At 67.7% G+C, this 22,142-nt stretch carries 18 protein-coding genes and 1 tRNA gene; 4 read left to right on the top strand and 15 right to left on the bottom strand.

Going from position 1 to position 22,142, the window contains the following annotated elements; all coding sequences use genetic code 11:
* Positions 1-53: 53 nt before the first annotated feature.
* The 8 genes from HGR_RS05080 to fdnG form a co-directional block, all read right to left on the bottom strand.
* The gene (locus HGR_RS05080; protein WP_006297047.1) at positions 54-1,169 is read right to left on the bottom strand and encodes an acyl-CoA dehydrogenase family protein; all 1,116 of its coding nucleotides are present in this window, start codon (positions 1,167-1,169) and stop codon (positions 54-56) included.
* A 239-nt stretch (positions 1,170-1,408) separates the two neighbouring features.
* Positions 1,409-1,501, bottom strand: a tRNA-Sec gene (locus HGR_RS05075).
* Between the two features lie 48 nt (positions 1,502-1,549).
* Positions 1,550-3,610, bottom strand: a complete 2,061-nt coding sequence (gene selB / locus HGR_RS05070; RefSeq protein ID WP_006297046.1) for a selenocysteine-specific translation elongation factor — start codon at positions 3,608-3,610, stop codon at positions 1,550-1,552.
* A 232-nt stretch (positions 3,611-3,842) separates the two neighbouring features.
* Positions 3,843-5,327 carry an L-seryl-tRNA(Sec) selenium transferase gene (selA, locus tag HGR_RS05065; RefSeq protein WP_006297045.1) on the bottom strand — a complete coding sequence of 495 codons (1,485 nt, stop codon included), beginning with the start codon at positions 5,325-5,327 and terminating at the stop codon, positions 3,843-3,845.
* Positions 5,328-5,400: 73 nt separating this feature from the next.
* Positions 5,401-6,438, bottom strand: coding sequence for a formate dehydrogenase accessory protein FdhE (gene fdhE / locus HGR_RS05060; RefSeq protein ID WP_006297044.1), 1,038 nt, complete (start codon positions 6,436-6,438; stop codon positions 5,401-5,403).
* Between the two features lie 68 nt (positions 6,439-6,506).
* Complete coding sequence (locus HGR_RS05055) at positions 6,507-7,133, bottom strand: formate dehydrogenase subunit gamma (RefSeq protein ID WP_006297043.1); 627 nt, start codon at positions 7,131-7,133, stop codon at positions 6,507-6,509.
* A gap of 2 nt (positions 7,134-7,135) precedes the next feature.
* Positions 7,136-8,050 (bottom strand): formate dehydrogenase subunit beta, encoded by a 915-nt coding sequence (gene fdxH, locus HGR_RS05050; RefSeq protein ID WP_006297042.1) that lies wholly within the window; start codon positions 8,048-8,050, stop codon positions 7,136-7,138.
* Positions 8,051-8,061: 11 nt separating this feature from the next.
* Entirely contained in the window at positions 8,062-11,148 is a 3,087-nt protein-coding gene (gene fdnG / locus HGR_RS05045) for a formate dehydrogenase-N subunit alpha (RefSeq protein WP_138922401.1), read from the bottom strand.
* Positions 11,149-11,426: 278 nt separating this feature from the next.
* Between fdnG and HGR_RS05035 the strand changes: the two genes are divergently transcribed.
* Entirely contained in the window at positions 11,427-12,566 is a 1,140-nt protein-coding gene (locus tag HGR_RS05035) for a BMP family ABC transporter substrate-binding protein (RefSeq protein WP_039852431.1), read from the top strand.
* A 34-nt stretch (positions 12,567-12,600) separates the two neighbouring features.
* Here HGR_RS05035 and HGR_RS05030 read toward each other — a convergent pair whose 3' ends face one another.
* A complete protein-coding gene (locus HGR_RS05030) occupies positions 12,601-13,500 on the bottom strand; it encodes a LysR family transcriptional regulator (RefSeq protein WP_006297038.1) in 900 nt (299 codons plus the stop codon).
* Positions 13,501-13,622: 122 nt separating this feature from the next.
* Between HGR_RS05030 and HGR_RS05025 the strand changes: the two genes are divergently transcribed.
* Entirely contained in the window at positions 13,623-14,042 is a 420-nt protein-coding gene (locus HGR_RS05025) for a DoxX family protein (RefSeq protein WP_006297037.1), read from the top strand.
* Positions 14,043-14,066: 24 nt separating this feature from the next.
* Here the strand turns inward: HGR_RS05025 and HGR_RS16745 are convergent, their stop codons facing one another.
* A complete protein-coding gene (locus HGR_RS16745; protein WP_006297036.1) occupies positions 14,067-15,221 on the bottom strand; it encodes a GGDEF domain-containing protein in 1,155 nt (384 codons plus the stop codon).
* Between the two features lie 62 nt (positions 15,222-15,283).
* Between HGR_RS16745 and guaD the strand changes: the two genes are divergently transcribed.
* A complete protein-coding gene (gene guaD / locus HGR_RS05015) occupies positions 15,284-16,597 on the top strand; it encodes a guanine deaminase (RefSeq protein ID WP_039852456.1) in 1,314 nt (437 codons plus the stop codon).
* A gap of 52 nt (positions 16,598-16,649) precedes the next feature.
* On the top strand, positions 16,650-16,994 hold the full coding sequence (locus HGR_RS18065; protein ID WP_406564756.1) for a YkvA family protein: 345 nt from the start codon (positions 16,650-16,652) through the stop codon (positions 16,992-16,994).
* A 48-nt stretch (positions 16,995-17,042) separates the two neighbouring features.
* Here HGR_RS18065 and HGR_RS05005 read toward each other — a convergent pair whose 3' ends face one another.
* The 5 genes from HGR_RS05005 to rpoN all read right to left on the bottom strand — a co-directional run bounded on the left by HGR_RS05005 (position 17,043) and on the right by rpoN (position 22,119).
* Positions 17,043-17,501: an OsmC family protein gene (locus HGR_RS05005; RefSeq protein ID WP_006297033.1), complete on the bottom strand. Its 459-nt coding sequence runs from the start codon at positions 17,499-17,501 to the stop codon at positions 17,043-17,045.
* Between the two features lie 16 nt (positions 17,502-17,517).
* A complete protein-coding gene (locus tag HGR_RS05000; protein ID WP_006297032.1) occupies positions 17,518-17,991 on the bottom strand; it encodes a PIN domain-containing protein in 474 nt (157 codons plus the stop codon).
* Between the two features lie 79 nt (positions 17,992-18,070).
* Positions 18,071-19,177 (bottom strand): NAD(P)H-dependent flavin oxidoreductase, encoded by a 1,107-nt coding sequence (locus HGR_RS04995; protein ID WP_050797396.1) that lies wholly within the window; start codon positions 19,175-19,177, stop codon positions 18,071-18,073.
* The gene (locus HGR_RS04990; protein WP_006297030.1) at positions 19,161-20,435 is read right to left on the bottom strand and encodes a THUMP domain-containing class I SAM-dependent RNA methyltransferase; all 1,275 of its coding nucleotides are present in this window, start codon (positions 20,433-20,435) and stop codon (positions 19,161-19,163) included. The genes HGR_RS04995 and HGR_RS04990 overlap by 17 nt, the downstream gene beginning before the upstream one ends.
* Before the next feature lie 19 nt (positions 20,436-20,454).
* Entirely contained in the window at positions 20,455-22,119 is a 1,665-nt protein-coding gene (rpoN, locus tag HGR_RS04985; protein WP_039852452.1) for an RNA polymerase factor sigma-54, read from the bottom strand.
* Between the last annotated feature and the right edge of the window lie 23 nt (positions 22,120-22,142).

Here is a 22,142-nt window from a genome sequence, read left to right as displayed (position 1 = left end):
AGGGCAAACGAACAGGGGGGAAGGCGCGTCGCGCCTCGGGGGAGTGTTGCATCTCAGGCCAGCGGCATGCCGCAGAGCGCGCGGCCGATGAAGTCGTAGAGCACGTCGGACGTGGGGGCCATGATGGAGGCCGCGCGGGCGTCGCGGAACAGGCGTTCCAGGCCGGCTTCCTTGCGGAAAGCCGCGCCACCGCCGACGCGCATGGCCAGGTCGGTCACTTCCAGCGCGGCCTCGGCCGCGCTGGCTTTGACCTCGAGCACGCGCAACATGGCATCGGCACGGCCACTGGCCAACGCGGCCAGTGTGTCGTCGCGCAGTGCGCGGGCCTGATCGGCCCGGATGCGGGCGCGGGCGAGGTAGGCGCGCACCGTGGGCAGGTCGGCTAGCGTGGTGCCGCTCTCGGCGAAGCGGTTGCCCGTGACGTGCGCCGTGGCGCGCTGCAGCGCGCCTTCCATCAGGCCGATGGACGCGGAGGCCACCAGCAGGGTGAACAGTGGCAGGGTGTCGCCGTTCATGATGTCGCCTCCGCCGCCGTCCCGCCCCAGCATCGCACTGGCGGGCACGCGCACGCCGTTGGCGCGGATGGGCGCGGAGGCATTGCCACGCAGGCCCAGGCCATCGAAGGCCTGCGGGCGGCTCAGGCCCGGCAGGCGGCTGTCCACCAGCCAGATCGTGCTCGGTCCTTCGGCCTGGACCGGTTGCGAGGACCAGACGTAGGAGTCGGCTTCGAGCGCCGAGGTGACCATGCTCTTGCTGCCATCGAGCAGGTAGTCCTTGCCGTCGGCCTTGGCCGTGCCGACCGGGGCCCAAAAATGGCTCCGGGTCCCCGTTTCAGACCAGGCCAGGGTGCTGAGGTGCTTGCCTGCGGCGATCGCCTTGCGGGTTTCGGCGGGGCCGTATTTCTCGATCAGGGCCGTGCTCGCGTAGTGCATGCAGACGATCATGGCGGTGGACGGACAGTCTTGCGCGATGCGTTCGACAACCTTGGCGGCCTCGGGCTGGCCCAGCCCCAGGCCACCCACGTCCTTGGCGCTGATCAGGCCCAGCAGGCCGGCTCGGCCCAGTGCATCGAGTGCCGCGCGCGGAAAGCGGGCCTGCTGATCGGTCTCCAGCGCGGCGGGCGCGATGCTGTCCTGGACTATGGATTCGAGCGTGGCGAGATAGGGCATGAAGTGCTCCTTCGAATGACGTCGGGAAAAACCGCCGTCGTTGAAGGAGTCCCCTGAGGGAAGTGTTGCTGCCCGATTGCTTGAGCATCACCCGGGACTTTCAAGGATTCCGGGAAAGATGACAAACAATGCGCATGCCGCACGCAGACCTGCAATGACGACACCGGATGATGTCCTCCGTGGACTGACCACGGGGCGATTCATTATAGGAACGCAGTAGCGCGCGCTGAAGTGCGGGGCGGAAAGCAGCAGGAGTCGAACCTACCAGGAAGCGACTGACGCCCCCTACCGGGTTTGAAGCCCGGGCGCACCACCGGGTGCGTATGCCTTCCTTCGGTCACGAACAGCGGTCCGTGAACGGTGGCTGATTCTAGAAGAGCTCAGTCGGCAGCGCTTTGCCAGCTCACGCCGGGTCGCAGCAGGTGCGCGTCACGCACGCGGCGCGTGTAGCCCACGCGGTCGAAGTACTCCAGCACCTGGATGGCGCGCTTGCGGCCCAGGCCCGTCGCGTCGCGAAAGTGCGCCGCTTCGACGGCGCCGCGCATGGCGGGCATCGCACGCCCGCCGTCATCCGCGGGTGCCGGGGCCGCCTCGGCGGCAAGGCGAGCGATCAGCGCGGCCAGTTCGTCCATGCGTTCGGCGGTGTAGAACAGGTCTTTGACCACCTGGTGCAGCGCGCCTTGGCGTGCGAGCTTGCGCAGCAACTGGCGCACCACTTCCTCTCCGACGTGGAAGTCTTTCGCCAGGTCGCGCACCCAGGGCGGGTCGTACCCTTTGGCCGGCGTCATGCCCCGCAACGCGGGCAACAGCCGTTCGGCCAAGGACTGTTCGCTGGCGCTCAGCTCCACGCGGTGCGCGGGCAGATGCAGCCAGGCGCCGCTCTGGGCGAGTGAGCCCTCCGCCAGCAGGGCCGCCAGCAATCCTTGCCAGAGCGCGTCACCGTGGGTCTGCGTGGCCGCGCTCAGGGTGGGCAAGGCCATGCGACGCAGGCGCGCCGCATTCACGCCGGGCTCGTCGGGCGACTGCGTGTGCAGCCGCGACAGGGCGTCCAGTACCTGCGTGCGCAGCACCTGCCAGTGCGCGGGGAGGACGAGCAGGGCATCGTCCTCGGCCTGCGGCAGCACCAGCGTGTCGGTCGGCAGCGGCAGTGATTCGGGCGGGCGCCCCAGCAGCAGGGCCAGGTGGGCGCGCGTGAGCCCCTGTGGCGCTTGCGCAAGCAGCGGCCCCACCGTTCCTTCCGCCAGGGTTTGCTGCACAGCGTCCAGCCAGGCCATGCGCGCGGGACTGCGGCGCTTGCGTTCGGGGGCGTAAGGGTCAAGCACATGCCCCCCACCGAGAGTGCGGCTGGCCTGCGCATTGCGCAGGATGTAGCGGTCACCGGACGTGGCGTAGACATCGGTATCGAAAACCAGCTGCACGCGTGTTCCTTGCACCGAGGGCACATCGGACGTCCGGTCTGCGGTGTCGGAGTTCCGCGTGCTGTCCCCGTGGCGCACGACGTCGCCCTCCAGCGGCACCGCATGCGCGAGGTGATGGGCCGCGCCCAGGTGCACGTGCACGGCCGTCCAGGGGCGGATCTCCGCGCCGGGCAGCAGCTGCAGGCGCACGTCCATGCGCCGACTGGCCTGCAAGGCGCGCGCGTCGGCGATCCAGTCGCCTCGTTGGATCGCATCTTTCTCGATGCCTGCGAGAGCCAGCGCGACCCGCTGGCCGGCATGGCCGCTGGGGCTGGCGCGGTTCTGGGCGTGGATGCTGCGCACGCGCACCCCCTGGCCGCTGGCCGAATGGCGCAGGCTGTCGCCGATGCGAGCCGTGCCACCGAACACCGTGCCCGTGACCACCGTGCCCTGGCCCGCCAGGGTGAACACCCGGTCGACCGCGAGGCGAAACAGCCCGCCATCGGGCCGCATGGCATGCGCGCGCGCGCATGCGAAGAGATGGTCGCGCAGCGCGGCCACGCCGGGGTCGCCCTCGCGCGTGGCCGTGGTTTCAAACAGCGCGGCGCCGGCCAGCGGCGTACCGTCGAGCAGGGCTTGCAGCTCGGCGCGCACGGCGCTGATGCGCGCGGCATCGACGCGGTCGGTCTTGGTCAGCGCGATGCTGCCCTCGCGCACACCCAGCAGCAGGGCGATGGCGAGGTGCTCGCGGGTCTGCGGCATCACGCCGTCGTCGGCCGCGACCACGAGCAAGGCGTGGTCGATGCCCGCCACGCCCGCCGCCATGGTGTGGACGAATTTCTCGTGGCCCGGCACGTCGATGAAACCCAGCACTTCGCGGGCGTCCTCGCCCGTGGTCTGCGGCAGGGGCGTGTAGGCATACCCCAGCTCGATGGAGATGCCGCGCGCCTTCTCCTCCTTGAGGCGGTCGGTGTCCACGCCGGTCAGCGCGCGCACCAGCGTGGTCTTGCCGTGGTCGATGTGACCGGCGGTACCGATGATCACGGAAACTTCCTCCCCATTGCTCCCCCACGTCGTGTGGGTCGGCATCTGCGCCACGGCCAGAGGTCGGGGCTCTTCGGGCCGCCCAAGCCTGCGCAGGCAGGCATAGATCCGCGGCCTCTCAGCCCCTCATGGTGGCGCTCCCGCATCGGCACCGCATCTTTGCCCGGCAAAGCCAGTTCTGCGGGAGCCCGCGTTTTGCCCGCTCCGCGGCCTGTGAATGTCATCCAGTCCCTCATGCCTTCATCACCGTCGTGCCCAGCAAAGGCAACTGCGCCGTGAAGTCCGCCTCGTCCTTCGTTTCCAGGCAACGCAGGTCAAGCCAGAGCGCGTTGTCGGCCACGCGGCCGATGACGGGTCGCGGTAGCTGGCGCAGCGCGGTTTCGAGGCGGCTGATCTGACGGCCCGCGCGCTTGGCGTCCACGGGCTGGATGCGCAGGCCATGGCTGGGCAAGGTGTCCGAGGGCAGGGCGCCGCTGCCGATCTGGCTGAAGAGAGGCACGCTTTCCACGGCGTACGCGTTGCCGAGTGCCGTTTGCAGCAGGGGCCGAAGCGCCGCGGCCTGCGCATGCATCTGCGCCTGCGGGCGGGTGAAGAGGCGCAGCGTGGTCAGCCGCTCGGCCAGGCGCTCGGGCGTGAGGTAGAGGCGCAGCACCGGCTCGAGCGCGGCCAGGGTCAGCTTGCCGACGCGCAGCGCGCGCTTGAGTGGGTTCTTCTTGATCTTCGCGATCAGGTCCTTGCGGCCCACGATCAAGCCGGCCTGCGGGCCACCCAGCAATTTGTCGCCGCTGAAGGTGACGAGGTCGGCGCCCGCGGCGATGGTCTCGCGCACCGTGGGTTCGTGCGGCAGGCCCCAGCGCGACAGGTCCACCAAGGTGCCGCTGCCCAGGTCCACCACCAGCGGCAGGCCTTGCGGGTCCGCCGCGCTCGCCGCGTGGGCGATCTGCGCGACCTCGCTTTCAGGCACGCTCTTGGTGAAGCCAGTCACCGCGTAATTGCTGGTGTGAACCTTCATCAGCAAGGCAGTGCGAACCGTGATGGCCTCGGCGTAGTCTTTGGCATGGGTGCGGTTGGTGGTCCCGACCTCGACCAGTGTCGCCCCCGCGCGCTTCATGATGTCCGGAATGCGGAAGGCGCCACCGATTTCCACCAGCTCACCGCGCGAGACGATGACTTCCTTCTTCGCGGCCAGGGCGCTGAGCGTGAGCAGCACGGCGGCGGCGTTGTTGTTGACCACCGTCGCGGCTTCGGCGCCGGTCAGCTCGCGCAGCAGCTCATCGACGAGGTCATCGCGATCGCCGCGCCCGCCGGTCGCCAGGTCGAATTCCAGGTTGGCGGGCGTGGTCAGCGCGCGCACCACGGCCTGCACCGCGTCGTCGGGCAGCAGGGCGCGGCCCAGATTGGTGTGCAGCACCGTGCCGCTGAGGTTGAAGACAGCGCGCAGGCGCGGGGCGAATTTCGCCTCCAGGCGCCGCGCGACGGTGCCAGCCAAGGCGTCGGTGGCGGCTTGCGTGTCCAGTTGCTCGGCCGTGAGTGCGCCGGCCTGGGCTTGCGCGCGCAAGCCGTCGAGCGCGGCGCGCAGCGTGTCCGTGACCTGGCCTAGTCCGTACTGCGTGCTCAATTCGCGCAGCGCCGGGCTGGCGAGCACGCGGTCGACGGAGGGCAGCTTGGCCAACAGGCTGGGTGTGGGGGCGATGGGGGCGGGGGAGGATGAACTCATCACTCGCGCAAGAAGGTGGACGGTGGAGGGCGGCGGTCCGTCAGGCTATCACGTTGGGGTGTGCTCGCACAGGCTATTCAGCGGCGAAGGCGAGCAACGGGTTGGAACCGGCGCGGGCGTAGGGGGTTTCACTCATCAGCAGGTCCAGCGTGAGCGTGGCGAGGTCGTCGGCCAGCGGTTCGGCGAGTGGGTCTTTTTCCTGGTTGACGATCTTGCGGTAGCCGTGGCAGTGGTCGCAAGTCTCGGCCAGCACGACCTCCTGCTCCTTCTTGCCGCCAGCCCCCTTGTGCGCGATCTCGGTCCCAGCCTCGGCCTCCTGTGCCTGGCTCTCGACGCCCTGGTAGCGGACGCCCTCGGTCGATTCGCAGTGGCTGCACTTGACGCGCACCATGTGCCATTCGGTGCCGCACAGGCCGCAGTGCAGGTAGCGGTGGCCGGCGGACTGGCCACCGATGCGCAGCACGCTGACCACGGGCGGAGCCGCGCAGACGGGGCAGATGCTGGCCGGGTCGGTGTAGGGGATGTCGGCTGCGCGCAGGTGGCTGGCGCGGTGGGTGTAGGTCACTTGCAGCGCGGACAGCACCAGGGGCTGCAGCGCCAGCTCATCGGCCTCGGTCGTCTTGCTGGGCGTCTGCAGCAAGGCCAGGCGCGTGACCATGCGGTGGGCCAACGCGTCGAGTTCTTCGACGGTCATGCCGCGCAGGCGGGTGATCAGACCGGCCATCGCCGTGGGCAAGGGTTCGACCGGTTTCGTGGAGGACTTCTCACCTTTTTCCAGCGCGTCCAGCACTTGAGTCAACACCGCGCGCCAGCCCGGGTCGATGTGCTCGGCGGCGGGGAAGAGGGGCATGGAGTGTTCCTGCGCCCGCGCCACCTGCTGCACTGCGGCGTCGGTGAAGGACAGCGGCGCCAGCTGCGCGGCGGCTTGGCCCTGGGCACGCACCAGGCGCGCCGCGAAGCGCAGGTAGTCGGCGATCGGGTTGCCGTCGGCCAGTTGCGCCAAGCGCGCGGCGCGGTCGGTGTAGAGGCTGTTGGGCTCGGGCAGGCGCACGCGGGTGAAGGCGGTGTGGTCGAGCGCTTCGATGTCGCCGGGCTGGAGGATGCGTTGCATGGGGGTCCTGAAAAATGAAAACGCCGCCGGGTCCTCCGGCGGCGTGGCGCGGCAACCGCGGCGGCGTGTCAGCGATTGTCGCCGGTCTGCTCGCGGTACCAGCCGCGGTGGTGCTGCTTGGCCCAGGCGCGGGTGACCGTACCGTAGAGCATGGCACGGATGGTGCCACGGGTCCAGATGGCCGCGTAGACGTGCAGGATGATCAGGCCGATCATGCCCACCGCCGCGACGGCGTGCAGCACCGAGGCCAGGCGCACCAGCGTCACGGGCAGGTTGAACCAGGCCCGCCACATCAGCACGCCGCTGATCAGCAGCAAGGCCATGCAGATCACCAGACCCCAGAACAGAACCTTCTGGCCGCCGTTGTACTTGCCTTGCTCGGGCATGTCGTGGTCGTTGCCATCCACCATCTTGCGCACGTTCTTCAGCCATTCCTTGTCGCGGGCTTCGATGACATTGAGGCGCCAGAAGCGCAGGAACATCATGACGAAGCCCGCCGACATGAGCAGGCCGATGTAGGGATGCAGGATGCGTGTCCACGGCCCGCCGCCGAACAGCTGCGTGAGCGGGAAGAAGGCGGGGTGGAAGAAGGCCAGGCCCGAGAGCGCCAGCAGGATGAAGCAGATGCCCACGGCCCAATGGTTGGCGCGCTCGGACGCCGTGTAGCGTTGCAAATCGCGGGGGTTGCGTTGCATGGTCAGGCCTCCTTCGCTTTCTGGTCTTCGCGTTCCATCTCGTCTTCCAATTCCTTGGAGACTTCGTTGGGACCCTTGGTGATGAAGTGGAACAGGCCACCCAGCGCGGCCGCGCCCAGCGCGAACATCGCCAGCGGCTTGGCCACGCCCTTCCACAGGCTGACCATGGGGCTGATCTTCGGTTCGTTGGGCAGGCCCGCGTACAGCGAGGGCTGGTCCGCGTGGTGCAGCACGTACATGACGTGCGTGCCACCCACGCCGAGCGGGTCGTACAGACCGGCCTTCTCAAAGCCACGCGACTTCAGGTCCTCGATGCGCTCGGCGGCCTGGTCCTTCATGGCGTCCTTGGTGCCGAACATGATGGCGCCGGTCGGGCAGGTCTTGACGCAGGCCGGTTCCTGGCCCACGGCCACGCGGTCGGAGCACAGCGTGCACTTGTAGGCTTTCTTGTCCTTCGTCGAGATGCGGGGCACGTCGAAGGGGCAGCCGGTGACGCAGTAGCCGCAGCCGATGCAGTGCTCTTCCTGAAAGTCCACGATGCCATTGGCGTACTGCACGATGGCGCCGGGCGAGGGGCAGGCCTTGAGGCAGCCCGGGTCCGCGCAGTGCATGCAGCCGTCCTTGCGGATCAGCCACTCCAGATTGCCCGTGGCCGTGTTCTCGTACTCGGTGAACCGCATGACGGTCCAGGAGTGCTCGGTCAGGTCCATCGGGTTGTCGTAGACGCCGTGGTTGGAGCCGACTTCCTCGCGCAGGTCGTTCCACTCCATGCAGGCGGTCTGGCAGGCCTTGCAGCCGATGCACTTGGACACGTCGATGAGCTTGGCGACCTCGCCGGAGTGGGCCTCGCGGATGCTTGGCGAGGGCGTGGTGGTGGCGGAGCGCCGCCGGATGTCGAGGGATTGCAGTGATGACATGGCAGCTTCCTTTAGGCCTTTTCAACTTTGACCAGGAAGGTCTTGAACTCGGGCGTGTTGGTGTTGCCATCGCCCACGAAAGGCGTCAGCGTGTTCGCCAGGTAGCCCTTCTTGGTCACGCCGGTGAAGCCCCAGTGGATGGGGATGCCCACGTGGTGCAGCGGCTTGCCGTCCACCTGCATCGGCTTGATGCGCTTGGTGACGAGCGCCACCGCCACGATGTGACCGCGTTTGGACGAGACCCGGATGCGCTCGCCGGTCTTCACGCCCACCTCCTTGGCCAGGGCTTCGCCGATCTCGACGAACTGCTCGGGCTGGGTGATGGCGTTGAGCACCGCGTGCTTGGTCCAGTAGTGGAAGTGCTCGGTCAGTCGGTAGGTGGTGCCGACGTGCGGGTAGTCCTTGGCCTCGCCGAAGGTCTTCCAGATTTCCGGGAACACGCGCGCGGCCGGGTTGCTGGTCGCCTTGGGGTTCTTCGGGTTCAGCGGGTTGTAGCCCAGCGGCGTGTCGAAGGGCTCGTAGTGCTCGGGGAAGGGACCTTCGTTCAAGCCCTTGCGCGCGAAGAAGCGGGCCACGCCCTCGGGGTTCATGATGAAGGGCCCGGCACCGGTCTCGGGCGCGAGCGTGCCACCGAAGTCCGGCACGTCCGCGCCGCCCCAGCCGCCCGCGCCACCGTTGGCGGCCGGGTTCCAGGCCACCAGCTTGCGCTTGGGGTTGAAGGGCTTGCCGCTGGGGTCGCAGGACGCGCGGTTGTACAGCACGCGGCGGTTGGCCGGCCAGGCCCAGGCCCAGTTGAGCGTGTTGCCGATGCCGGTGGGGTCGCTGTTGTCGCGCCGTGCCATCTGGTTGCCCGCGGTGGTCCAGGCGCCGGCGTAGATCCAGCAGCCGCTGATCGTCGTGCCGTCGTCACGCAACTCGCCAAAGCCGGAGACCTGCTCGCCCGCCTTGCGCAGCACGGTGGCCTTGTCCTTGGGGTCGATCAGATCGACCAGGGCGCGACCGTTGTACTCCTTGGCCACTTCCTCGGGCGAGGGTTCCTCGGCCTTCGCGTACGGCCACCAGAGGTTCTGGATGGGGTCCGGGAACTTGCCGCCGTCCTTGGCGTACAGCGTCTTCATGCGCTGGTGCAGCGAGGACATGATGTGGATGTCCGTGCGCGCCTCACCCGGGGGTTGGGCCGCCTTCCAGTGCCATTGCAGCACGCGCGAGGAACTGACGACCGCGCCGTCTTCCTCCGCGAAGCAGGTGGTCGGTAGGCGGAACACCTCGGTCTGGATCTGCGCGGTGTCCACGTCGTTGTATTCGCCGTGGTTCTTCCAGAACTCAGCCGTTTCCGTCGCCAGCGGATCCATCACGACCAGGAACTTGAGCTTGGACAGCCCATCGCGCACGCGGTCCTTGTTGGACAGAGAGGCGATGGGGTTGAAGCCCTGGGCGATGTAGCCGTTGACCTTGCCCTGGTGCATCAGTTCGAAGACCTGCAGCATGTCGTACTGCTTGTCGAGCTTGGGCAGGTAGTTGAAGGCCCAGTTGTTCTCCTTGGTCGCGGCGGGGCCGTACCAGGCCTTCATCAGGCTGACGTGGAACTTGCCGTAGTTCTGCCAGTAGCTCATCTGGTTGGCGCGCAGGGGCTTCTGCGCGCGCACTTCGATGTACTTGGCGTAGTCTTGCTCGGCTTGTCCCGGCAGGGTGAGGTAGCCCGGCAGGCTGCCCGACAGCAGGCCCAGGTCCGTCAGGCCCTGGATGTTGCTGTGGCCGCGCAGCGCGTTCATGCCGCCGCCCGCCACGCCGATGTTGCCGCACAGCAGCTGCACCATGGCGCCGGTGCGCAGCATCTGCGCGCCCGTGCTGTGCTGCGTCCAGCCCAGCGCGTACATGATGGTGGCCGCGCGGCCCGGCACGGCCGTCGACGCGAACTGTTCGGCCACGTGCAGGAACTTGGTCCTAGGCGTGCCGCAGACGCGCTCGACCATCTCGGGCGTGTAGCGCGCGTAGTGCTGCTTCATCAGCTGGTAGACGCAACGTGGATGCTTGAGCGTGGGGTCGGTCTTGACGAACCCATCCGCTCCCAGCTCGTAGTCCCAGCTGCCCTTGTCGTAGGTGCGCTTCTCGGGGTTGTAGCCGGAGAAGATGCCCTCGTCGAACTTGAAGTCCTCGCGCACGATGAAGGTGAAGTCCGTGTAGGCCTTCACGTACTCATGGTGGATCTTGTCGTTCGTCAGCAGGTAATTGATGATCCCGCCCAGGAAGGCGATGTCACTGCCGGAACGGATCGGCGCGTAGAAGTCGGCCACGGACGCCGAGCGGTTGAAGCGCGGGTCCACCACCATGAAGTGCGCCTTGTTGTGCGCCTTCGCTTCCGTCACCCACTTGAATCCGCAGGGGTGCGCCTCGGCGGCATTGCCGCCCATAATCAAAATCACATCCGCGTTCTTGATGTCGACCCAATGGTTCGTCATCGCTCCACGGCCAAACGTCGGGGCAAGACCTGCCACCGTCGGGCCGTGTCAGACACGGGCTTGGTTGTCGAATGCGAGCAGGCCCCAGGAACGGGCGACCTTGTGGGTGATGTAACCAGCTTCGTTGCTGGAGGCGGAAGCCGCCAGCATGCCGGTGGTGAGCCAGCGGTTGACCGTCAGGCCGTCCGCCGTCTTTTCAACGAAGTTGGCGTCGCGGTCGGCCTTGAGAAGCTTCGCGATGCGGTCCAGTGCCTCGTCCCAGGACATGCGCTTCCACTCGTTGGAGCCGGGCGCGCGGTACTCGGGGTACATCAGGCGGTTGGGACTGTTGATGATGTCCAGCAGGCCCGCGCCCTTGGGGCACAGCGTGCCGCGGTTCACCGGATGGTCGGGGTCGCCCTCGACGTGGAACACCGTGGAGCGCACGTTCTTCGCGCCATCACCGTGCGAGTACATCAGGATGCCGCAACCGACCGAGCAATACGTGCAGGTCTGGCGGGTGACGGTGGCGGCGGAGAGTTTGTACTGTCGGACGTCGGCCAAGGCGGTGGCGGGCGAAAAGCCCATCAGCGCCAGGCTCGAACCCGCCAGCGTGGTGCCAGTCACTTTCATGAACTGGCGTCTGGAGAGCTGCACCATAGGAGCACCTTCTTTTCGTGTTGAAAGGAAGAGGCGGCGCACCAGCCTGGCGACGACTTTGCCTCAAGCGTGGGGCGGATTCTAGGAGGACTTTTTCACTTTTCCAGGGTTCTTACCCTGGTTTGGCACGCCTGCAATTGAGATGCACTTGCAACAACATGCGGGGCCGCGCCGGTGGTGCGCCGTGGCGTCCTGGAAGTTCGTGGGAAAATCGGCCCGCGCGCGGCTGTGTCCCAGGCCGCGCGCGTTTTTATTCCGGGATCATGTAGAGGAACACCATGTACAAAAACCTCGTGGCCGCGCCATGCCTGGCGTTCGCAGCCGCCTTGTTTTGCCCCCCTGTTTTTTCCCAGTCCGCCCGGCCTGCGGGGCCAGCGCCTGCTCCAGCAACGGCGCCAGCTCCAGCTCCAGTGCCGCTCAAGGCCGCCTTCGTGTATGTTGCCCCGCTCACCGACGCGGGGTGGGTGCGCCAGCACGAGGACGGGCGCCTGGCCGTCGAGGCCGCATTCAAGGACAGTGGCAAGGTACGCACCAGCTATGTCGAGAACGTGCCCGAGGGCGCGGACGCCGAGCGCGTGATCCGTGACCTGGCGCAGCAAGGAAACAAGCTTATCTTCACGCCCAGCTTTGGCTACATGGAACCGACGCTGCGCGTGGCGGCGGAGTTTCCGGACGTGAAGTTCGAGTCGATCACCGGCTACAAGACCGCGCCCAACGTGGCCGCGGCCAACGCGCGTTATTACGAGGGCCGCTACCTCGCGGGCGTGGCGGCGGGGCGCCTGGCCACCCAGGCCGGCTACGTGGCGGGCTTCCCCATCCCCGAGGTGCTCCAGGGCATCAACGCCTTTACTTTGGGCATGCGCTCGGTCAATCCGCAGGCCACGGTGCGTGTGCTCTTCATCAGCGAGTGGTTCAATCCGCCCAAGGAGCGCGAGGCGGCGCTGAGCCTGCTCAACCAGGGTGCCCAGGTGCTGGCCTTCCACACTGGAAGCCCGGCGGTCATGACCGCCGCCCAAGAACGCGGCGCCCTGGCCGTGGCTTATCACTCCGACATGCGCAAGATCGCGCCCGATGCGCAGATCGTCGCCGTGACCCACCAATGGGGCGAGTACTACACCCGCCGCGTGCAGGCCGTGCTGGACGGCACCTGGAAGAGCGGCACGGTCTGGGGTGGCGTCAAGGACGGCATGATCCGTGTGGAGGGTTTTGGCCCCAAGGTGCCGCCCCAGGTGCGCGAGGAAGTGCTGGCACGCCAGCGTGACATCGCCGCGGGCCGTCTGCATCCCTTCCATGCCGTGGCCGAGGTGCGTGACAACGAAGGCCATGTCGTCATCGCACGCGGCCAGACCTTGAGTGACGCGCAGATTCTGAGCATGAACTGGCTGGTCGACGGGGTGCCGACCCGTTTGCCGAAATGAGCACCGTCATGCCAAGGCCGCCAGCTGACACACGCTAATCGAACCAGCGTTGCCGCTGCAATTCGGCCAGCAGCCAGCGTGCGCCAACGCCCAAGGGCCGCTGGCGTTGGTGGATGGCAAACAGGCCGATGGAACCGGGCAGCAGTCCGGGGTCGTCGATGGGCAACCTTACCAGCCGGCCCGCTTCGAGATGCTGCTGCACCAAGTGCAGCGGCATCGTGCCCCAGCCGAAACCCGCGAGCAGGAATTCCAAGCGGCGAGCGATCTCGACGAAGCGCCAGATGCGGGGGCTCACCACGCTGAAGCTCGGGCCTGGCCGTTGCAGTGGATCGGTCAAGATCAATTGCACATGCTCCGCCAGGATGTCGCGCGTCAGCGCCCTGGTCTCGCGCGCCAAGGCGTGGGTGGATGACACCACGGGCACCAGGGTGACCTCGGTCAATGCGCTGGCCTGCAGATCCTGGTTCATGGAGGGCAGCAGCACGCAAAGCCCGAGGGTGGCGGAACCCTCGCTCACCCTGCGTTCGGCCGCGCCCATGCCTTCGGTGAACAGGGTCACGGTGAGATCGGGGTGCTGCGCCTGCAGCCCGGCCAAGCCGCGGATCAAGGGCCCCGTGGGCACGAAGCTGTCCACCGCAAGGCTCAACTCGGGTTCCAGTCCGGTGGCCATGGACTTGGCCGCGCGCTCGAAGGCCTCCGCTTGGCGGAGCACCTGGCGCGCTTGTGACGCCAGTACCCGGCCCGCTTCGGTGAAGCGCGGCACGCGCCCGCTGCGATCGAACAGATCGATGCCCTGCGCCGTTTCGAGCGCCTGCACGGTGTGACTGATGGCGGACTGCACCCGGCGCAACCTTCGGCCGGCAGCGGAAAAGCTGCCCGTCTCTTCTATCGCCACCAGCACACGCAGCTGGTCCAAGGTGAGCGAGCCAATCATCATCCATCTCCTTTGGAGATGATTTTCATCGAATTTTTATCGCTTCCGTAAATGCTTCGGCGGCCTTACCTTCGCTGCAGTGCCCCTGGTAGGCGGGGGCCACAACCCAAAGGAGTTTTTTCATGAAGTCCGACGCCATGGCCCCAGGCCGTGCCAGAACTGTTCTCAACATCGTCCTGTGGCTGATCCAAGGCTTGCTGGCGATCTTCTTTGTCTACGCGGGGTACACCAAGCTCGCGACGCCCGCGGTGGAGCTGGCCCGGATGATGCCGTGGACCGCGGAGCTGCCCTCCCTGGTGCCGGTGACGGGCATCGCTGATTTGCTCGGCGGCTTGGGCATTTTTCTGCCCACGCTCACGCGCATCCGGCCCCGGCTGACCGCCTTGGCCGCCCTGGGCTTGCTGGTGCTGCAGGGACTCGCAATGGGCTTTCACGCCGTGCGCGGCGAGATGGCGGTGTTGCCGATGAATATCGTGCTGATCCTGCTGGTGGCTGTCGTGCTGTGGGGCCGAACACGCGCGATTCCCGTGGCTGGCCGCTGAGCGCGGATCACCGATTTCCGGGGCTCACTCCGCCAGCATCACGCGGTTGCGCCCGCCCTGCTTGGCGGCGTAGAGCGCCACGTCGGCGCGCGCGAGCAGGGCCTCCGTGCTTTCGTTCGGCTTGCGCTGCGCCACGCCAATGGACACCGTGATCGGTACCGGCGGCTCGGCGATCAAGGGCATGCCCGCGATCGCGGCGCGCACGCGCTCCGCGATCACCAAAGCCTTGGGTGCGTCGGTGCCGGGCAGCAGCACGGTGAACTCCTCGCCGCCGTAGCGCGCGAACAAATCGGGTTTGCGCAGTTGCTGGCTGGTGCGGGCCGCGAAAGCCTTGAGGATCTGGTCACCCACGTCATGCCCGTGCGTGTCGTTCACGCGCTTGAAATGGTCCAGGTCCAGCATCAGCACCGACAGCGGGCGTTCCCGCCGATCATTGAGTCCGCCGACTTGCCAACGGCTCGACAGCGTGCTGTCCAGCAGGCGCCGGTTGGCCAGGCCCGTCAGGGCGTCGGTCTCGGCATCGCGCCGCGCCACGCGCAGCAGACCGGCCAGACGCTCGTTCTGCGCGGTGTTCTTCAGCTGCTGGCGCAGGGCCTCCTCCGCCGAATGGCCGATGCGGCGGATGTGCCAGGTCAGCAGCACGAGGAAGAGGATCAGCCCCAGGGTGATGCTCAGATGCGCCAAGTCCTGGTACTGCCACAGGGCATGTCCGAGCAAGACGCCAAACAAGCCCGCCAGGTAGGAAAAGTGGGCGCGGACATAAGAGGCATAGATGGGCGCCGTCACGGCCGCGCCGCCACACAGAAGCACGATCAGCCAAGGCAGTAGCGCATTGGCTCCCTTGTCTGGCATCAGCAGGGGCACCATGGCCGCCCAGGCCATGCCATCGAGCGCCGCTGCTCCGTGGAGCAGCCAGCCATGGCGGCGGCGTTGTGGGGATGGCAGCCGCAGCAGCAGGGTGAGCAGCAGCAGCGCGATCATCCAGCTGACCGCAAATCCGCCCAGCCACCCGCCCAGTCGCTCCATGGGCACCCGATCCCAGCAGAGCCATCCCACCATCAACCAGGCCAGGGGCGTGGTCAGGAGCAGCCCGCGCAGATCCTGGGCGCAGCGCCGGAAACCAAGCTCCAGCGCAACGTTCCTCGACGTGCGGGCGGCGGTTGGCGGCTTGGTGCGCATGAGCCAGGATGCTAATGGGTTTCGGCTCGAATCGGTCCAGAAAGGTTAAGCTCGTCGGCATGATGCATGCCTATCGATCCGCACTGTTGCGTTTCAATCAACAGGGCCAGGTGCTCTACGACGAAGACGGAGTGCTGGTCATAGGCCCGGACGCGACGGGTCGACAAGTGGTGCAACTCGCCGGGGACTACGGGGCCCTGCAAGCCAGGTTGGCCAGTGCCTTTCCCGGGCTGGCGGTAACGCCGCTGCCGGGCCGCATCCTGGCGCCGGGCTTTGTCGATCTGCACATCCATTACCCTCAGACGGATGTGATTGGCTCGCCCGCCGATGGGCTGCTGCCCTGGCTGGAGAACTACACCTTTCCGCACGAGAGCCGCTTTGGCGACCCTGCCTACGCCGCGGAAGTCGCGCGCTTCTTTCTTGACGAGTTGCAACGCAACGGCGTCACGACGGCGCTGACCTTCGCCACCTCCCACCCTTCATCGGTTGACGCCTTGATGAGCGAAGCGCGGGCGCGCGGACTGCGTCTGATCGCGGGCAAGGTCTTGCAGGACCGCCACTCTCCCGACGGCGTGCGCGACGAGACCGAGCAGAGCTTGATTGACACCGAGACCTTGATCCGCAAGTGGCACGGCGTGGAACGCCTGGGGTATGCCATCACCCCGCGCTTCGCGCCCACCTCCAGCGAGCGGCAACTGCGCGGCGCCGGTGAACTGGCCGCGAAGTACAGGGATGTCTGGATCCAGTCTCATGTGGCCGAAAACCGCGAAGAGATCGCCTGGGTGCATGAGCTGTTTCCGCAGTCACGCAGCTACCTCTCCGTCTATGAAGAATTCGGCCTGCTGCGCGAGCGTGCCGTCTACGCCCACTGCATCCACGTCGATGACGCGGACCGCGCCCTGATGCGCGACCGCGGCGCGGTGGCCGCCGTATGCCCAACGAGCAATCTGTTCCTGGGCAGCGGCTTCTTCGACTACGCTGGCGCGGACCGCGTGGGCCACGGCTACGGCCTGGCCAGCGACGTGGGCGGCGGCACCAGCTTCAGTCCCTTTCGCACCATGCTGGCGGCCTACTACGTGGGGCGAGAAGGTGTGGCCAAGCCGGGCCTGTCCTTGAGTCCGCAGCGACTCTGGTGGCTGCACACGGCCGGCGCCGCCCAAGCCCTGGGGCTAGAGGGCGTGATCGGCAATCTGCAGCCCGGCCACGAGGCTGACTTCCTCGTGCTCAATCCCGCCGCCACGCCCCTGCTGGCGCGCAAGACCGCGCAAGCGCGCAACCTCGACGAGCTGCTGTTCGCGCTCATCGTGCTGGGCGATGAGCGCGTGGTGGAGCGCGTGGCCGTCAACGGCGCCTGGGCCGCGCCGGTGCCCGCCTGAGCGCGGGGGATCGCGGGCCATGAGGGGGACGCTGCGGGAGTGGGCGCGGGGTTTGAAACGTCAAACCCTGCTCGTGTACTTCGCGGCCCGGGATGCGCGCACGCCGTGGGCGGTGCGGCTGCTGGCCTTGCTGGTGGCAGCCTATGCTCTGAGCCCCATCGACCTCATCCCCGACTTCATCCCCGTGCTCGGTTATCTGGACGACGTGATCCTCGTGCCCCTGGGCCTGGCCCTGGTTCTGCGCCTGATGCCTCCGCCCGTCATGGTGACCGCCCGGGAACGGGCCGAGGCCGTGGTGGACCGTCCCGTCAGCGTCGCAATGGCGGCGGCTTTTGTCCTGGCGTGGGTGATCGTGCTGTTTGGCCTGGGTGCCTGGGCCTACCGCCGTTTCAGCTGAGCCGCGGGACCGCACGAAAGATCCCCGCGTAAGAGACAGACCTTCAGCTCACTTGAGTGGCTGGCCTGCCGCATCTTTCACGCTGAGGCGCAAAGGGATGCCCTGCGCCACGCTCATGCCCACGGTGCAGAAGTCCTCGAATTGGGCGAGCACGCGGTCCAGGTGTTCCAACTGAGCGGCGGGCACGCCCAGCGTCAGCGCCACGTCCAGGCCCAGCACGCGCAGCCGGTTCTGTTCGTTGCGGCCAATGTCGGCGCGTACTTCACAAGTGATGGGCTCGGGTTGCTGCTTGAACTTGCGCAGCGCGAACAGCAACGAATCCGCCATGCAGTTGCCCACGGCCGCGCAGAGCAGCTGAACCGGCGAGGGGCCTGCGCCCTGGCCCAGCGGAGGGTTCTCATCGGCCAGCAGCGTGGGACGGGGCGCGCCGAAATCGATGTCGAACTGGAAGTCCTGGCGTTGGCGCAGGACCGCGTGGGGGGCGGTGTTCGGGCTGTCGTTGCTCATGATGGGGGGTATGGCGCTATGCAGAAACCAGGGTGTTCGCAGCATAGCCCAGCTGGGTGGAGACGATCACCCCATGAGCCGCCAGTCTTTTCTTGAGCTTGAGCACGGCCTTGTCCTTGCTCAGCAACAGGGTGGCGGCGCCAGCCGAGCCCAGTTGGTAGGCGAGGTCGATGAACTTTTGATCGTCAGCGTCCTTGCAGGTGTAGGGGGCCTTGGGTGCGACCCCCATCAATTCCACCTGCGCGTCGTAATCGGCCAGCAGGGCATCGGCGGGGCGCTGGTGGAAGTCCATGCGCGCGGCGATGTGCGGGTAGGCCAGCACGCGGCGCAGTTCCTCGCGCATGACGGCCGTGGTCACCCAGCGCAGTTGACCGGCATCCAGCGCCGCGCGCAAGGCGGGGGTGGCCGGGTCGGCGAAGAGCAGCAGGTCCAGCACGACATTGGTGTCGAGGACCAGCGTTGGCTGGGCTGGGCGGGCGGGCGGGATCATGCCGTGCCCGTCACGGTGAGTTGGCGCGATGAAGCGAAGGGCGGGCGCCTCTTCGCCCCTGCGATCGGAGCCATGTCGGTCAATCGTGCAGACCCCGCGCGAGGGCGCGAGTGACCTCGGCCGCGCTGATGCCACGGTCCACCGTCAAGGCGCTGAGGTTCTGACCGCACCACAGCGGCGAAAAATCGTCCAGGCCGGTTTTTTCAGCGGCTGCGCGCAGGGGGGTGATGGCCGCCGTCGCCAGGGGGAAGGCGGGCGCGGCGTTGTGCAGGGGGCCGAGTTCGCGCATGGCGCGGTTCACCAGGCCGCGCGCCGCGCCGCCGGTGAACAGCGTCGTCAGGGTCGTGCCTCGCGGGGTCTCGCCCTGCGCGATGCGCCGCGCTTCGGCTTGCAGCGCGGCGCGGTGCACGGGGCTGGTGGTGGCTTCGGTGCAGAGCAGGTAGGCCGTGCCCGCTTGCACACCGGAGGCGCCGAGCGCCAAAGCGGCGGCCACGCCCGCCGCGTCAACGATGCCGCCCGCCGCGATCACCGGAATGCGCACGGCGCGCGCGATCTGGGGCAGCAAGGCGAAGGTGCCCATCTGGGTGCTGACCTCACGCGACAGGAAATGGCCGCGGTGTCCGCCCGCTTCCAGGCCTTGGGCGATGACGGCGTCCACGCCCTGGCGTTCCAGCCACAGAGCTTCTTCCACCGTGGTGGCACTGGACAGAATTTTCGAACCCCAGCCGCGCACGCGTGCCAGCAAATCGGGGGCCGGCAGGCCAAAGTGGAAGCTCACCACCGGGGGGCGGAACTCCTCCACCAAGTCGGCCAGGGCCGCGCTGAAGGGGCTGCGGCCCGCGCCCGTGGGGACCTGGGCCGGATCGATGCCGTATTCGGCGTAATAGGGCGCGAGGCTCTGGCGCCAGGCCACCTCACGCGCCGCGTCCGGCACGGGCGGTTGGTGGCAGAAGAAATTGACGTTCCAGGGCCGGCCCTGGCTTTGTTCGCCCAGCAGGCTCAGCTCGGCGCGCAGGGCCTCGGGCGTGAGCGCAGCGGCGGGCAGCGAGCCCAGACCCCCGGTCGCGCACACGGCCAGCGCCAGGGCACTGCCTTGCGAGCCGGCCATCGGTGCCTGGATGATGGGCAACTCGGTGCCCAGCAGGGCGGTCAGCCGACGGGTGCGTGCATCAGTGGTCAGTGACATTCTGTGCGGTCTCCATTTTTCCCGCCACCAGGTCGAAGCGGAACATGCGGCACTCGATGGGTCCGTTCCAAAGTGGCACGCGCCGGGTTTCCTTCAGGCGCATGCGGCCCGGCAGCTTGAGGTCGGGCGTGAGCACCCAGGCCGTCCAGCCCGCGTAGTTCTTTTTCCAATGCGAGGCCAGGCGGGAGAAAAATTCGCCCCCGTCCTCGGTCTGCGCCGTCTCGCGCGCCGCCCGCTGGGCGCCACCCGCGTCTGCGCGGGTGCGATCCCCCCGCGCGATGCCGGCGACGGCGATGCGTTCGTTGTAAGGCGGGTTGAGCAGCAGGACCCCTGGCTTGTCGCTCGGGGGCATGCGCTGCAACGCGTCGCCGCCGCGGAATTCCACGGCGCTGGCCACCCCGGCGCGCTCGGCGTTGCGCTGGGCGAAGTCCACCATGCGGTGGGCCACGTCGCTGCCGAACACCAGGGGCTCGGCCAGCGGGCGGATGGCGGCTTCCGCCTCGGCCTTGATGCGTTGCCAGGCCGCAGCCTGGAAAGGCAGCAGGCGTTCAAAGCCAAAGCGGCGCTGCCGGCCCGGGGCCATGCGGCAGGCGATTTGCGCGGCTTCGATGGCGATGGTGCCGCTGCCACAGCAGGGGTCGTAGAGCGGCAGGGGCGTCGCCCCCGGGTTCCAGACGCCGCCCCATCCGGATGCCGCGAGCATCGCGGCGGCCAGGGTCTCTTTGAGCGGCGCCTCGCCCTTGTCTTCGCGCCAGCCGCGCTTGAACAGCGGCTCGCCCGAGGTGTCGATGTAGAGCGTCACCTGCTCACGCGTCAGGTGGGCGTGGATGCGCGCGTCTGGCCATTGCGTGTCCACGTCCGGGCGCGCACCGCTCTTGTCGCGGAAGCGGTCGGCCACCGCGTCCTTGACGCGCAGGGTCGCGAAGTTCAGGCTCTTGAGCGGGCTGTGCTGCGCGGTCAGCTCGATCTTGAAGCTCTGCTTGGCGGTGAACCACAACTCCCAGGCGACGCCGCTGGCAGCCTCGTAGATGTCCTGCTCATCGCGGTAGGGACGGTGGGCCAGCTGCACCAGCACGCGCTGGCTCAATCGGCTGTGCAGGTTGAGCTTGAGTGCGTCGTGCCAGCTGGCCCGCACCGCGACACCGCCTCGGCCCTTGCGCAGGGCCTCACCTGAGGCCCCCGTGATGGCCTGGACCTCGGTCGCGAGGAAGTCCTCCACGCCGGCGGCGCAGGGCAGGAAGAGCTGTAGATCATTCATGAGGGGGAAGGCGAGGCGCTCAGAGCGTCTTGCGTAAATTCGCCGGGGCGATTTTGAGCGTCTCGCGGTACTTGGCCACGGTGCGGCGCGCGCACTCGATGCCCTGTTCCTTGAGCATGTCCGAGAGTTGGCTGTCGGACAAGGGTTTCTTGGGGTTCTCCGCGCCCACGAACTGCTTGATCAAGGCCCGCACCGCGGTGCTGGAAGCGCTGCTGCCCGATTCAGTGCCCAGTCCGGAGCCGAAGAAATACTTGAGTTCGTAGGTGCCGTAAGGCGTGGACATGTACTTGGCCGTGGTCACGCGGCTGATGGTGGACTCGTGCAGGCCCAGCTCGTCGGCGATTTCGCGCAGCACCAGCGGTCGCATGGCCAGTTCGCCATGGACGAAGAAGTTCTTCTGCCGGTCCACGATGGCGTTGGCCACGCGCAGGATGGTGTCGAAGCGCTGCTGGATGTTCTTGATGAACCAGCGCGCCTCTTGCAGGCGCTGCTGCAGCGCGGCGTGGCTGCTGGAATCGCGCGTGCCCCCGCCCGAACCACGCTGCCCCTTGAGCGCGTTGGCGTAGATGTCGTGCACGCGCAGGCGGGGCATCACGTCGGGGTTGAGCATGACGCGAAAGCGCGCGTTGCTGGCATTGCCGCCCACGCGCTGCACCAGCACGTCGGGCGTGATGATGTGGCGTTCCACGTCCACGAAACGGCGCCCGGGCTTGGGTTCCAACCGCGCGATCAAGGCCAGGGCCTCGCGGGTCAACGCCTCGCCCGCCGCACCCGCGCCGCCGGTGAGCTGGGTCAGGCGGCGCAGGTCGCGCCGTGCCAGCAGTTCTGGCGGCTGCTCGATCAGGCGCAGCGCGTGCGCCAGGGTTTGGCGCAGTGGGCCGCAGGTGTCTTGCTTTTGGGGCGCCGTGGACGCCAGGGGCAAGGGCGGCAGCTCCTGCATTTGCTGCTGCAACTGCAGGCGCAGGCATTCGCTGAGCGAACGCGCCCCCACGCCCGAGGGTTCCATCTGCTGCAGCAGGCGCAGCGCGAGCTGGAAGTGCTCCAGCAGTTCCTCGAGCTGGGTGGGGTCGTCGCCTGCCAGGCTGGCGGCCAGCGTCTCGAGCGAGTCTTCCAGGTAGCCGTCGTCGTTGAGCGACTCCACGAGGAAGAGCAGCGCGGCACGGTCGGCCGGTGCCAGCCGCAAGGCCAAGGCTTGCTGGCGCAAGTGGTCCTGCAGGGTTTCGTGCGCGCGCGCGAGTTCGGTGGCGTCCGCCGCCTCGTCGTCATCTTGCTTGCCGTTGCGCGGGGGGGCGTCGCCGCCCCATTCGCTGTCGTCAGGGGCCAGCTCCACGCTGCCATCCCCTTCCCAGTCTCCATCGCTCGCCAGATCCACCGCCGCCGACTCTTCGCTGGCTGCCTCGGTGCTTGTCTCCTGGACGTGCTCGGAGGGCCCGTCGATGGGCCCGCTGCTGACCGTGTCGCCGTGGTCTTCGTCGTTCACCGCCGGTGTGTCGGCCTGTTCCAGGCCAAAGGCCTCACGCTCGGCGCTGTCGTCGGCGCGTTCCAGGAACGGGTTTTCGTCCAGCAGTTGCTCCACCTCCTGGTTCAGCTCCAGCGTGGACAGTTGCAACAGGCGTATGGACTGCTGCAGCTGGGGCGTGAGCGCCAGATGCTGGGAGATGCGCAGCGAGAGGCTTTGCTTCATGCGCTCAACCATGCCCAAGCGTG

The sequence above is a fragment of the Hylemonella gracilis ATCC 19624 genome, from assembly GCF_000211835.1.
Classification (GTDB): domain Bacteria; phylum Pseudomonadota; class Gammaproteobacteria; order Burkholderiales; family Burkholderiaceae_C; genus Hylemonella; species Hylemonella gracilis.
Note: the sequence above shows the minus strand (reverse complement) of the source record. Positions and strands in the feature narration are given on the sequence as shown.

Coding starts and splice junctions, on each gene's coding strand:
- rpoN (WP_039852452.1), bottom strand. CDS start 22,119: ATGAAGCAAAGCCTCTCGCTGCGCATCTCCCAGCATCTGGCGCTCACG.
- HGR_RS04990 (WP_006297030.1), bottom strand. CDS start 20,435: ATGAATGATCTACAGCTCTTCCTGCCCTGCGCCGCCGGCGTGGAGGAC.
- HGR_RS05000 (WP_006297032.1), bottom strand. CDS start 17,991: ATGATCCCGCCCGCCCGCCCAGCCCAGCCAACGCTGGTCCTCGACACC.
- HGR_RS05080 (WP_006297047.1), bottom strand. CDS start 1,169: ATGCCCTATCTCGCCACGCTCGAATCCATAGTCCAGGACAGCATCGCG.
- HGR_RS05055 (WP_006297043.1), bottom strand. CDS start 7,133: ATGCAACGCAACCCCCGCGATTTGCAACGCTACACGGCGTCCGAGCGC.
- guaD (WP_039852456.1), top strand. CDS start 15,284: ATGCATGCCTATCGATCCGCACTGTTGCGTTTCAATCAACAGGGCCAG.
- HGR_RS05035 (WP_039852431.1), top strand. CDS start 11,427: ATGTACAAAAACCTCGTGGCCGCGCCATGCCTGGCGTTCGCAGCCGCC.
- HGR_RS16745 (WP_006297036.1), bottom strand. CDS start 15,221: ATGCGCACCAAGCCGCCAACCGCCGCCCGCACGTCGAGGAACGTTGCG.
- selA (WP_006297045.1), bottom strand. CDS start 5,327: ATGAGTTCATCCTCCCCCGCCCCCATCGCCCCCACACCCAGCCTGTTG.
- fdhE (WP_006297044.1), bottom strand. CDS start 6,438: ATGCAACGCATCCTCCAGCCCGGCGACATCGAAGCGCTCGACCACACC.
- HGR_RS05005 (WP_006297033.1), bottom strand. CDS start 17,501: ATGAGCAACGACAGCCCGAACACCGCCCCCCACGCGGTCCTGCGCCAA.
- fdxH (WP_006297042.1), bottom strand. CDS start 8,050: ATGTCATCACTGCAATCCCTCGACATCCGGCGGCGCTCCGCCACCACC.
- HGR_RS05025 (WP_006297037.1), top strand. CDS start 13,623: ATGAAGTCCGACGCCATGGCCCCAGGCCGTGCCAGAACTGTTCTCAAC.
- HGR_RS04995 (WP_050797396.1), bottom strand. CDS start 19,177: ATGTCACTGACCACTGATGCACGCACCCGTCGGCTGACCGCCCTGCTG.
- HGR_RS05030 (WP_006297038.1), bottom strand. CDS start 13,500: ATGATTGGCTCGCTCACCTTGGACCAGCTGCGTGTGCTGGTGGCGATA.